This is a genomic window from Spiribacter roseus (assembly GCF_002813635.1).
In the GTDB taxonomy this organism is placed as follows: Bacteria; Pseudomonadota; Gammaproteobacteria; order Nitrococcales; family Nitrococcaceae; genus Spiribacter; species Spiribacter roseus.
Map to the genome: position 1 here is coordinate 1,685,986 of NZ_CP016382.1, position 12,294 is coordinate 1,698,279.

Sequence of the window (12,294 nt, forward strand, 5' to 3'; positions counted from 1 at the left end):
CTGATCTTCCGTCACGATCTCGGTCTCGATGGACTCACTTCGAGACCGAAGGCTTCTTCCAAATATTGCCGAGCGATCGCCGGGGCCGCGAAATCGCGCGCCCGTTCCTGCCGAGCTTCGCGCGTACCTCGCGGCGAATGCAGTGCTTCAGTAATGGCTTCGGCCAGCGCATCCGGCTCATCCACCGGTACCAAATGCCCCAACGCTCCATCGCGAAGCAACGCCCTAGGGGCGCCCGGACAATCCGTGGAGACCACCGGCACTCCGGTAGCCAGAGCCTCGACAAGCACATTCCCGAACCCCTCCCACCGAGAAGAGAGCACAAAGAGTGACGAGTGCTCCAACACGTGCATAGGGTCAATTACAAACCCCGGAAAATGTACTCGCTCGCCAATACCAAGCTCCCTCGCTTGCTCCTGTAGCTTTCCACGGAGAGGGCCTTCTCCAAGGATTACCAAGTCGGCCTCTTGGCTATCCAGCTTCGAAAAGGCCTCCAACAGGCAATCAAACCCCTTTAGTTCCGCCAACCTCCCGATGGCGCAGATAAGCTTGCGGTCGGATCTAAATCCACCAAAAGGGGACGAGAAATCGTTACTCCGGTCTGCTTCGGACCCTAACACTGGGTTGGCGATAACAAGGGTGGGGTAGTCCGAAACCATTCCATGTACAGCCATGGATTGCGCTGTTGCCTCCGAATTCGCCACCACGCAATCCGAACGAGGATAAATGGCCCGCATTGTCTTTAGAACCAGCGCTTGCCTTATCCGCTGAAACCGCGAACCTTCGGGCGCGCGCACCACAGTGGCCTCGGAGAGCACCAGCCGGCAAGGGCGCCCAGCCATCATCCACGCAATGGACCCAGCGATATTCACATAACTCATGCGGGCCATAAGAACGGCGGGGCGCTCCGAACGCAAATAGTTAGCAAGGGCCGGGATGGCTGCCAAAGTGCGTTTCTTATCTAGGCTTCGTATGTCAACTTCAGGGCGCAGGTCATCCAAAAACTCGCCCTCCGCGCGCACCAGCACCAAGTGGACCGGGCGTTCCGACAAATCGACCAAACCGTTCGCTAGGTTAACAATTACCCGCTGCGCGCCACCGCCATTCAACGCGGGGATGAAAAGAGCTATTGGGCGAGTACTGTTGTCAACCGTCACGTTACGAATCGATCTTATTCGCTTCAGACCGGAACCCATAAAAATCAGAAACATCAGCCATAATATCGCTGACACTTTGATCGAGAGCGTTATCAAGCGCAAATCTGTAGCCATTCTCTGCCAAGTAAGCCCTGAGTGTCGACTTCTCGGCAACATCACGGATCCCGCTCGCAAGTTCACCGGGAGAACCGGGATCAAAAAGCAGGCCATTAAAGCCATGATTGATGACGCTTGGAATTCCTCCAGCTCGCGCTGCAATAACTGGAACCGAACAGGCCATTGCCTCCAAAAGCACTTTACCTTGGCGCTCTTCCTTAGATGGAAGCACGAGCATGTCTGCTTCCAAAAACCGGGTTTCTCTGAGTTCGGCATTAGGCACAGCACCCCGGAAGGTCACGCATTCGGTCCTGCGTTCCGCCACGAGCTTCTCCAATGTATCTCGCTGGGGTCCGTGGCCAACAATCTGCACCGAAAGCTGATAATCCTCTTTCTCCAGAAGCGCTGCAGCCTCGATCAGGCACTCGATGTTCTTCTCCGGGCTGAGCCGCCCCGCAAACACTACTCGAAGGATCCTGCCAGGCTCGGGAGGCCGGTAACTCGGGATTTCGGAAGAGGTGACTGTCGTTTTAATCCACTGTCGCCAATGGGGCTGAGGCCCGAGAAAATCGTCACCTGTAACAAAGGCGGGCCGACTGCCACCCAAGTTACGAAGCAAAGCATAAATAGTCTTTTCAACAACCCACGCCTTTGCGCGCCCACGGTAACCACCAGCCGAACGAGCCTTCCCGGCTCGATCCGTGTCGATACTCAAGAAAACCGGCTTTCTACGCACTCGCGCCAGCGCCAGGCCGAGAATGCCCATATTGTTGGGAGCCATCGCGTAAACAAGGTCGGCCTTCCCTATCTCCCGCCACAAATTGCGGCTGATAGAGAAGAATTTCCGAATGAAGCCAAGATGACCGCCATATGTTGGCAAAAGGCTAAGGGAGACATTCCCCGAATAGGTCGCAACTTCCGATGTTTCCGGCTCCGCCCCAACAGGGACACAAAGCACCATTTTTTTGACGTGCCTGGAAAATTCTGACGTTATTTTTGCAAACCCACCCCGAACTGCTATATGTCCATCTGATAGGCTGTCGTGACGCTTGTGGGAGATCACAACAAGCCGTTCTATTCGTGAGAGCGCGACTATCGGCGGTTGGGAATGCGCGCTCATGGCGCCTTCCAACTAGGTACAGGTATCCTGATGGCGAGGCAACCACTCCCATGAGGGAATAAAGCATAGCTCCTCGGAGGTACATGATCACTCAGGTCGCAACAGATATCGAGACCAAACAAAGAGAATATCTTCTTAATAAGGCGCTTCATTATTTCCTCGGAATGTCATCGCGGTAGCGATTTCACTTGATTTAGGTCTTTTTGGAAAATTTAATTTAATAAGAATATTTGTAGTCAAAAACCTCAGCCTCAAAAGCGAACTTTTTTTCGGCGACAGATCTCACTTTGTCAGTGTAATATTGTTCTAAGTCGTAGCGTGATCCGGAGCCTTTGAATGTAGGAATGCCTTTCGACACCTCACCTTCCGGGATTCCAACGATGGCTGCCACTTTCTCTAGACCTGACTCAAGATTTTCATAAGGGATCACGTGATCGACACAAATTGATTTGTTTGTAGGAAACTTGTAAAAGGGCCTATTAGAAAATCCGTGCGACTTATTCTTTACCCTATTCCACGGGTTTGCGGAAAGAGCTGACAAAGCGAAGCTTTCAAAAGGAATATCAAGCTGGAACCAGCCCGTTCGCCACCGCCAAAAACTAATAAGGCGATCATATGGATTTCGCTCAATGGTCATTTTTGTGTAATTATTCCATATATCTGGCCTCACAGCCTCCTTAACTTCTTTAGCCGTCATGTGTTGATGGAAACCGAGCGTTGCAGTTATGCGCTTCTGCTGCAACGCCCGTATTACGTATCGCCGAGCGCCGGAAATGCCGACTGAATGACGCGCCGTCTCCGTATTTTGAGTGCTGAGTGTTGTATTGTCAGTAACATCGTGGCTAATTGCTAGTATGTCGTCAGGTCCTGCATATTTGGCCAGCAATGCCTCGACACTCGTACCTGCAGTTTTTCGAGTCTTGAGAAAGATATATTTATGCCGGTGGGATACTATCGTCATGTTCAACCCTTTCTATATTTTTCACGCTCCCGCGCGCCAACGTTACTATCCGGTTACTCTCCGAGACAGTGGAAAGTCGGTGTGCAATAACAACGATGGTCTTGAGATCTGCTAGCGCCTTCACCGCGTCCATGACCGCGGCTTCGGTTTCTTTGTCGAGAGCGCTTGTCGCTTCGTCAAGCACAAGGACAGGTGGATCGTGATACAAGGCCCGCGCAATACCGATCCGCTGACGCTGCCCCCCAGAAAGGCGCACACCACGCTCCCCAACTACAGTGCTGTAGCCCTGCGGCATGTCGTTGACGATGAACTCGTGCACCTGGGCCATGCGGACACAGCGTTCCACCCGGTCGTGGTCGATCTGCTCGGGCGGCACCCCCAGGGCGATGTTTTCGGCCACTGTGGAGTCGGTCAAGAAGATATCCTGCGGCACATATCCCAACGCTTGCTGCCAGGCGCGCAGGTTATGATCGGTGATTGGCTGGCCGTCGACCACAATGGCGCCTTCGCTTGGGCGCAACAGGCCCAGGAGCACGTCCACCAGGGTGGTCTTGCCGGCACCCGAGGTGCCGATGATGCCCACGGAGGTGCCCACGGAGATCTCCAGATCGATCCCCTGCAGGGCCGGGCGCTCAGCATTCGGGTAGGTGTAGTGGATGTTCTGCAGGGCGATTTTCTGCTTAGGCTCCAGCGGCTGCGGGGCGCGCTTGTATAGTTCGGCCAGGGCGGCGCGCTGGTGCAGATCGTTGTAGGCGTTGTCCACAGCGCCGGCACCGAAGCGCAGTTTGGCCATGCCGGTATAGATGCGCTGGGCGGCGGGCAGCATGCGGTAACCGACGAAGGCGTAGAGCCCGAGGATGGGCAGGATGTCGCCCAAGGCGTTGCTGTCGGTGCCACCTTTGCTGGCCAGCAGCACCAGCGTAAGCGCGATCACGCCGCCGAAACCGACTGCCTCGATGACGAACTTGGGGATCTCACCGAGCGTTTGGTTGGTGGCCTGATGGCGGGCTTGGCGGCTGGAGGGACCTTCGAACCGGTAGAGGTAGGCGTGTTCGCGGCCGAGGAGCTTGATGTCCTTGATACCGCCGAGGGCCTCACTGGCAGCGGTAAAGCGCTCCTGGTTGGCTCGGGCGCGGTCGTAACCCACCCGGCCGAGGACACCGCGCACCGCGCCGAATATGAGCGTATACATGCCGCCGATTACTATGGCCACGCCCAGCGCCAGCCAAGGATCCACGACGATGAGCAGGATGACCAAAGCGAGGATGACCACACTGTAGGCGACCATCTGCATGCCTGGGCGGAAAACCTGCTGCACGAGCTGGTCCACTTCCGAGAGGATGTTCTTGGCCATGTCGCCGCTGTGGCGGTCGAGAAAGAAGGCGTAGGGCTGGCGCAGGTAGGTCTCCAGCAGCCGCTTGCCGATGCTGTGGCGGCGCATCTCAATGAAGCGGTTCATTGCGTAGTGCGTAAGCGAGCGGAAGAAGGCGGAGAACAGGATAAGCCCGAAGGCCGCCATTCCCAGCGCTAAGATGAAGGCGTCCACTGAGGTAAAGCCCATGACCTCGTAGGCGGTACTGAGCACCGGGTTGGCCTTCACCACTTCGGGGTTACCCAGCACACTGAGAAACGGCATGACAGAAGCCACGCCGGCCGTTTCCAGTATGGCCATGACAACGACCATACCAAGGACAAGGCCGCCGCGGCGTTTCTCTTTCGGGCTGAGCAGGGCCAGGGCTTTGCGCCAAGTATCCATCAAGTCGAGATTCCGTAATATTGCAAGTACCAATCCAAGAAGTTCGCCACGGTGTTCTCCATCGGGGTGGTGGGCTCGTAGCTCATGTCGGCCTTGAGGTCGGCGACATCGGCGTAGGTGTCCGGGACGTCCGCCAGCCTCAGCAGCAGCGGGTTCTTTTGCTACCGCCCCTCCCGCCTTCCCAGCTTAGCCTAGAGGACATAGATGTATCTCATAGTCATTGTTGGTTAGTGGGCGCTCAGGTTGTACATCCAATAGGGCTCGGCGCTGGTTCCCGAGTTCGGTACGGCGCTGTACGAGCCGCGGTTGTACTCCACCGGGTCGTCCATGCTCTGCGGCGTTCTATAGAAGATGTCATCCTTATAGGTGAAGTCCTACCGATGGTTGCCGCGGCTGAACAGGTCGGTCGGCTCCCCGGCAGGGTGTTTCTGGCTGAACAGGAACACCGCCATGTCCGGCCAGCCCCGGGGGTTGTAGACGGTAGAAGAACCGCAGCCTGGTGGTGGGTAGCCGATAGAGATAGGGATAGATGTGAGCTACGAGCACATTGGCAGTCTTGCTGACGGCGTAGATGTTCACCCTTAGCGGACTGAAAAGAACATTTCGGTGTTGGCGCGGTAGAAACGGGATAAGGTAGGCGGTCCAGTTACCCGCCCTGATGTAGTGGCAGCTCTAGGATTTTGGGTGAAGCCGACAAGACTGGCGCCACGTAGGCGTTAATGGTTTTTATAGAGCAACGGATCATTAAAAGCACTGGCGTTGTCTGTGATGCGAAACTGTTAGCCGTGTTTTAGCACGGGGCTTCAGGCCCTTCATAATCTCGTAAAAACTCATGATTAACTGATATTGAATTTCCTCGAAACGGCGGGATATCTCCGCTTCAGATACTTCGAACTCATCCCCGCAAATCGCTCTAAGTCCTTTCGCGAGAAAGCTCCTGCCGCTAGGTCGGCCGGCTCTTTATTCTGGACGCGAACCCGCCGGACATACGGCTCGATCTGCTTCCACTGTTCGACAAATGTAGGCCCCCACATCTCAATCAGATGGCGCTTGTTAATCATTCCAGTAACACCGAGATAGCCAACCCGCTGAAGACCAACGCTGATCTCGTGAGCTTTTTGGCAAGCTTCCTCGTCCTGATCCCAGTCAATCACGGCATGGCGCTGCTTTTCTTTCAATGTCCGAATCGCGGGCTTAAGGGTGTTCATCTGCTCCAATACGAGATGCATCATGTCGGCATCGCGGCTCTTCCGGGTTTCCCGGATATTGCGGATACCATGCCAGACGGTGGCCAGCAGGAAGATATTAATGAAGACCATCAGGATATCCGCAACTCCGGACACGCCGGACCAATCGATCGGGTTGAGACTGAGCTCATAACCAAAACTATTATTCAGCCAGTCTCGCATGTTCAGTTGTACTCCAGTGATCCGGCGAGGATTCGGGATTCGCTGTCCGAACAAAGGAAGTTTTCCATCAACAGATACCGTGTCTGCGCTAGACTACAACCGCCCATCCACATCATTCACCGCCAACGCGTACTTCACATCAAAAAGGTACCCATCAGGCTTCAGCCACTCCCGGATCCCCGCGGCACCGCGCTCAACCAACGCACGGTGCGCCACCGTCAGGATCGCCGCGTCATAACCGCCATCGCGTGCCAGTGCCTCTTCATCCACCAGCGTCACCCCAAACTCAGCCTTCGCCTCTTCCGCATCCACCACGGGATCGTGCACGACCACGCTCGCCCCGTAGTCCTCCAGCTCCCGAATAATGTCGATCACACGGGTGTTGCGCAGGTCCGGGGTGTCTTCCTTGAACGCCAGGCCCAGCACGAGGATGCGCGCATCAGGGATGCACACGCCCCGCTTGATCAATCCCTTCACCACTTCATGCGCCACATGCGCGCCCATGCCGTCGTTGAGTCGCCGGCCGGCAAGGATCATTTCCGGGTGATGGCCGACGGCCTGGGCCTTGTGGGTGAGGTAGTAGGGGTCCACGCCGATGCAGTGGCCGCCCACCAGCCCCGGCCGGAAGGGCAGGAAGTTCCACTTGGTGCCGGCGGCCTCGAGCACGGCCTGGGTATCCAGCCCCAGGCGGTTGAACAGGATCGCCAGCTCATTCACAAGCGCGATGTTCACGTCCCGCTGGGTGTTCTCGATCACCTTGGCGGCCTCGGCCACGGCAATGCTCGGCGCCTTGTGGGTGCCGGCGGTGATCACCCGGGCATATAGCCCATCTACAAAATCAGCGACGGCCGGCGAGGAGCCACTGGTCACCTTCACGATATCCGCCACCCGATGGGCCTTGTCGCCGGGGTTGATCCGCTCGGGGCTGTAGCCGGCATTAAAGTCCTCGCGATAGGTCAGCTCCGATACCCGCTCGATCACCGGGATGCAGTCTTCCTCGGTGGCGCCGGGGTAGACGGTGGATTCATAAATGACCACGGCGCCGGCCTGGATGATCTGACCCACCGTTTCACTGGCCTTCAGCAGCGGGGTGAGGTCCGGTCGGCGACTGGCGTCGATGGGCGTGGGGACGGTGACCACGAACACATTGCAGTCGCGCAGCGCCTCAAGGTCACTGGTGTAGCGCAGACCGTTCCCAGCGGCGGTCGCCAGCTCGTCGGCATCCAGCTCTTCGGTCCGGTCCCGGCCCGCTTCCAGCTCGGCGATGCGGCGTGCATCGACATCAAAACCCACCACGGGATAGGCCTGCGAGAACGCCGCCGCCAGCGGCAGGCCGACGTAGCCAAGGCCGATCACGGCGATGCGAGGATGCGTTGGTAGATTCACGGGATTAACTCCACTCGGGATCTGCAGCCACGCGCCGGCGCAACTCCGCGATCTCAGCCTGCAGCGCCTCGTACTCCGCCTCCTTGCGGCGCAGGAACCGCCAGGTCATGCGGGTTTTCTCCTCGATGCCTTCGGGCGTGAGCAGATAGGCGTAGCGCATCTTGCGCGGGTTGTGCTGGAAGTTCTGGAGCTTGACCAGACCCTTGTCCATCAGCGCGTGCAGGCAATAGTTCGTCCTGCCCAGGCTTACACCCAGCTCGCGGGCCAGGGCGCGCTGGCTCAGGTTGGGATCGGACTCAAGCGCCTGAAGCGCCCGCAGGGGCAACGCATCGTCGAGCGAAGTGGTCTTGTTAGTCACTGTTTTTTAATTGCTTTTCTGAGAAAGAGGAGGTAGTCAGGCACGCTACCGCCAAGTCGCGCTCATCGATTTTTGAGGCGACAAACCAGAGTGTGAACGCATTCATAGGCTCGGATCAAAGGGCTACCCCGCCAATGCTAGAAGGCAACGCGCGTAGGCGGAGTCCACCTCGGCGCCGCACTTCTACGCCGGGAGCGTCTGATCCAGGAAACGCCTGGCCCTGGAGCTCCCCTACCGATGGGATGCTAACCCCGCGCCAGCGACGCCTCGGGGAAGACCATGGTCTGCGGCTGTTTCATGACCTCAAGCAGCAGCATGACCCGATCCTCACCACGCCGGCCATAGAACAGCCCCTGGTGACCCGCGAACGCCCCTTCCTGGATCACCAGCCGATCACCTTTCTGATAGTCGGCCTGGGGTGTCGGGATACAGCCCACTTCATCGACATTGCGGCGCAGACAGTCGATGACGGGTTCCGGGACCGGCGGGACGTGATCGCCCCAGCGGACCATGCCAGCGACGCCCCGGGTCGAGCGGATGGGCGCCCAGTTCTGGCTGACGTCATCAAGGTGGATGAACAGATAGCGCGGGAACAGCGACTCAATGAGGGTCGTCATCGCCCCCCGGCGCTTGCGCCGAACACGGTGCTTGGGCCGGAATACCTCGAACGCCTGATGGTCGAGGTGCAGTTCGGCGCGCTCATCCTCGCGCGGTTTACAGTAGATGGCATACCAGCGTTTCACGCGTGATCCCCCTCCGCGTTCAATCCGTGAACAGGTTGAGACACGAATATGCCCACCGACGGGCGGTATAACAACCCCCACCCTCGGCCCGCCAGCCCTCACTGGCGACTGCGACCGTCACCGGGTATCGTTTCGGCCATGAAGATTCTTGTCACCGGCGCCGCGGGATTCATCGGCTATCACACCTGCGAACAGCTACTCGCCCGCGGCGACACCGTGGTGGGGCTCGACAACCTCAACGATTACTACGATGTCAGCCTTAAAAAGGCACGCCTGGCGCGTCTGATGGCCCATGAGGACGACGGGCCCGGCGGTTTCCGGTTTGAGCGGCTGGATCTGGCCGATGCGCCGGCCATGCGGGCGCTGTTCGAACGCGAGGGCTTCGATCGGGTCATCAACCTGGCCGCCCAGGCGGGGGTGCGCTACTCGCTGGACAACCCCCAGGCCTATGTCGACAGCAACGTCACCGGGTTCGTCAACGTGCTCGAGGGCTGTCGGCACACCGGCGTCGGGCACCTGGTCTATGCCTCCACCAGTTCAGTCTATGGCGCCAACACCCACATGCCGTTCACCGAGCATGAGCCGGCCGACCATCCGCTGGCCATCTACGGCGCGACCAAGCGCGCCAACGAGCTGATGAGCCACAGCTACGCGCACCTCTTTGGCCTGCCCTGCACCGGGCTGCGGTTCTTTACCGTCTATGGCCCCTGGGGCCGACCGGACATGGCGCTGTTCCTGTTCACCCGCAAGATCCTCGCCGGCGAGCCCATCGAGGTGTTCAACCACGGCCACCACCAGCGCGACTTCACCTTTGTCGAGGATATTGCCGAGGGCGTGATCCGCGCCTGCCACCAGCCGGCCACCGGCAATCCGGACTGGGACAGCAACGCCCCCGACCCGGCCACCAGCGCCGCGCCCTGGCGGCTGTTCAATATCGGCAATAACCAGCCGGTGCAGCTGCTCGACTACATCCGCGTCCTCGAGGAGTGCCTCGGCCGACGCGCCGAGATGCAGATGCGCCCCCTCCAGCCCGGCGACGTGCCCGACACCTGGGCGAGTGCCGACGACCTCAAGGACGCCGTCGGCTATCAGCCCTCAACCCCGGTGGAGACCGGGGTACGCCGCTTTGTGGACTGGTACCGGGACTACTATCAGGTCTGATCAGTCAGCATACTTTCCAGATCGGTGGCAATTTCTTCCAACCGCTCCACCGCCTGCGCCTGCTCGGCGGCCAGATCGTCGCTGCCCGGCGCGCCCAGATACTCCAGATAGATCTTGAGCTTGGGCTCGGTGCCGCTCGGCCGGATGCTGACGTGGCATCCGCCGGCCAGATCCAGCTGAATCAGATCCGATGCCGGCAGCGGAATGGGCTCGGCATCGCGGCCGTCGGGGGCATAACGCTCGGCGGCCCAATAGTCGTGCAAGCGCTCCACCGCCAGGCCGGCCACTGCGGCCGGCGGCTCGCGGCGCAGGGCCTGCAGGTGGCCGTTCATGCGCTCGCGGGCGTCATCGCCGCTCAGCTTCAGGCTGACCTGGCGGTTCACTGACAGCCCATGGCGGCGGTACAGCGCCTGCAGCTGGGCATACAGCGTGGTCCCGGCGGCCTTGGCGACGCGGGCCATTTCGGTGACCACCGCCGCCGTGGCGATGCCGTCCTTGTCGCGCACCCGCCGGGTGGGGCAGAAGCCGATGGCATCCTCGTAGGCGAACAGCAGGTGATCGCCGTCCTGCTCACGTTCCAGCGCCCGCTTCCACAACCACTTGAACCCGGTCAGCGTCTGCTCGTAGCCCACGCCATGGTGGGCGGCCAGACGACCCAGCAGGCGCGAGCTGACCACGGTGTTCATGACAAAGCCGCGGGCCGAGTCGGCCCGGCGCATCAGGTAATCCCCCATTAACGCGCCGGTCTGATCCCCCATCAGCACCTGCCAGTCGCCGTGCTCGTCGGGCAGGGCCACGGCCAGCCGGTCGCCATCGGGGTCGGTGGCAAGCGCCACATCCGCATCGACGGCCGCGGCCCGGGCAGTCAGCTGATCCAGCGCCCCGGGCTCCTCCGGGTTGGGAAAGCGCACAGTGGGGAAGTCGCCATCGGGCGCGGCCTGGGCCTCGACCTCCACCAGGTCAATCCCGCCCTGATCGGCCAGCACGCCGCGGACCAGATCACCGGCCACCCCGTGCATCGCGCTATAGGCCACCCGCAGCGGCGGAGTGGGGTCGGCCACGGGCCGGGCGACGGCCTGCCGGTAGGCAGCGCGCAGGGCATCGCCGTGCACCCGCCAGTAGGGGCAGACCTCGCTGGTTTCGGCTTCAGCCGCGGTGATCTGCGGGATCTCGACCCCAGCAGGCAGGGCATCCAGGGCCTGGGCGATGCGCTCGTCAGTGGGCGAGACGATCTGTACCCCCCGCGCGCCATAGGCCTTATAGCCCAGATACTCCGGCGGGTTATGGCTGGCGGTCAGCACCAGCCCGGCGGCGGTCTGCAGCTCAAGCGCAGCGAACGCCACCAGCGGTGTCGGCGCATAGGTGTCAAACACATGGACCCCAAGCCCGGCCCCGGCAATGGTCTGCGCTGCGGTTTCCGCCAGCGCTGCCGAGCCGTGGCGGGCGTCATAACCAATCACCACGCCGCGCTCGGCGGCGTCGGGCACTTCGGCGCGCAGCAGGTCCGCCAGCACCGCGGTCACCCGCTGGATCAGGCGGTGGTTCATATGCGCCGGGCCGGGGCCCGCCAGGCCCCGCAGCCCCGCGGTGCCAAAGCCAAGCGGCGGGTCAAAGCAGTCGCGCACGTCACCGCGCTGGATGCGGGCGTCCAGTTCGGCCCGGGTCTGCGGGTCAGGGTCGGCATCGCGCCAGGCCCGGGCCCGCTCGAGCAGGGAAGGGGGGTTGTGGCCGTCCGTGGTCATGGTGTTTCGGTTATCCCGCCTCGTCGATCAGCTCAGCATAGCCGTCGGCGTCCAGCAGTTCATCCAGCGCGGCCTGGTCCACCACGCGCAGGCGGAACAGCCACCCCTCGCCATAGGGGTCGGTGTTGACCTGCTCGGGGTCGTCCGCCAATTCGTCGTGGGTGGCGACGATCTCGCCATCCAGCGGAGCGTAGATGTCCGAGGCGGCCTTCACCGACTCCACCACGGCGCAGGCCGCACCGGCCTCGACGGCGCCTTCCTCGCCGGGCAGCTGGATGAACACCAGGTCCCCGAGTTCGGCCTGGGCGTGATCGGTGATGCCGACGGTGACCATGCCGTCGCCATCATCGCGCACCCATTCGTGGCTGCTGGCATACCGCAGGTCGGCAGGAATCTCGCTCATGA

11 protein-coding genes are annotated in these 12,294 nt (G+C 60.5%); 1 reads left to right on the forward strand and 10 read right to left on the reverse strand.

Annotated features, from left to right (window positions below; all coding sequences use genetic code 11):
* Positions 1-11 precede the first annotated feature (11 nt).
* From BBH56_RS08315 to rfaH, 8 genes are all read right to left on the reverse strand, one after another.
* A complete protein-coding gene (locus tag BBH56_RS08315) occupies positions 12-1,211 on the reverse strand; it encodes a glycosyltransferase (RefSeq protein WP_318262531.1) in 1,200 nt (399 codons plus the stop codon).
* The gene (locus BBH56_RS08320) at positions 1,159-2,373 is read right to left on the reverse strand and encodes a glycosyltransferase (protein WP_148122539.1); all 1,215 of its coding nucleotides are present in this window, start codon (positions 2,371-2,373) and stop codon (positions 1,159-1,161) included. The genes BBH56_RS08315 and BBH56_RS08320 overlap by 53 nt, the downstream gene beginning before the upstream one ends.
* 217 nt (positions 2,374-2,590) lie before the next feature.
* A complete protein-coding gene (locus BBH56_RS08325) occupies positions 2,591-3,334 on the reverse strand; it encodes a sulfotransferase family 2 domain-containing protein (RefSeq protein WP_148122540.1) in 744 nt (247 codons plus the stop codon).
* The gene (locus tag BBH56_RS08330) at positions 3,309-5,090 is read right to left on the reverse strand and encodes an ABC transporter ATP-binding protein (RefSeq protein ID WP_148122541.1); all 1,782 of its coding nucleotides are present in this window, start codon (positions 5,088-5,090) and stop codon (positions 3,309-3,311) included. The genes BBH56_RS08325 and BBH56_RS08330 overlap by 26 nt, the downstream gene beginning before the upstream one ends.
* 836 nt (positions 5,091-5,926) lie before the next feature.
* A complete protein-coding gene (locus BBH56_RS08335; protein WP_148122542.1) occupies positions 5,927-6,499 on the reverse strand; it encodes a hypothetical protein in 573 nt (190 codons plus the stop codon).
* Between the two features lie 93 nt (positions 6,500-6,592).
* Entirely contained in the window at positions 6,593-7,885 is a 1,293-nt protein-coding gene (locus BBH56_RS08340) for a nucleotide sugar dehydrogenase (RefSeq protein WP_148122543.1), read from the reverse strand.
* A 4-nt stretch (positions 7,886-7,889) separates the two neighbouring features.
* Positions 7,890-8,243, reverse strand: a complete 354-nt coding sequence (locus tag BBH56_RS08345) for a MarR family EPS-associated transcriptional regulator (RefSeq protein ID WP_235013491.1) — start codon at positions 8,241-8,243, stop codon at positions 7,890-7,892.
* A gap of 245 nt (positions 8,244-8,488) precedes the next feature.
* Positions 8,489-8,986 carry a transcription/translation regulatory transformer protein RfaH gene (rfaH, locus tag BBH56_RS08350; protein ID WP_144346829.1) on the reverse strand — a complete coding sequence of 166 codons (498 nt, stop codon included), beginning with the start codon at positions 8,984-8,986 and terminating at the stop codon, positions 8,489-8,491.
* Positions 8,987-9,124: 138 nt separating this feature from the next.
* Here rfaH and BBH56_RS08355 point away from each other — a divergent pair, with 138 nt between their 5' ends.
* Positions 9,125-10,147 (forward strand): NAD-dependent epimerase, encoded by a 1,023-nt coding sequence (locus BBH56_RS08355; RefSeq protein ID WP_148122544.1) that lies wholly within the window; start codon positions 9,125-9,127, stop codon positions 10,145-10,147.
* Here BBH56_RS08355 and BBH56_RS08360 read toward each other — a convergent pair.
* Positions 10,138-11,889: a phospho-sugar mutase gene (locus BBH56_RS08360; RefSeq protein WP_148122545.1), complete on the reverse strand. Its 1,752-nt coding sequence runs from the start codon at positions 11,887-11,889 to the stop codon at positions 10,138-10,140. The genes BBH56_RS08355 and BBH56_RS08360 overlap by 10 nt on opposite strands.
* Before the next feature lie 10 nt (positions 11,890-11,899).
* A complete protein-coding gene (gene gcvH / locus BBH56_RS08365; protein WP_144346832.1) occupies positions 11,900-12,292 on the reverse strand; it encodes a glycine cleavage system protein GcvH in 393 nt (130 codons plus the stop codon).
* Positions 12,293-12,294 lie beyond the last annotated feature (2 nt).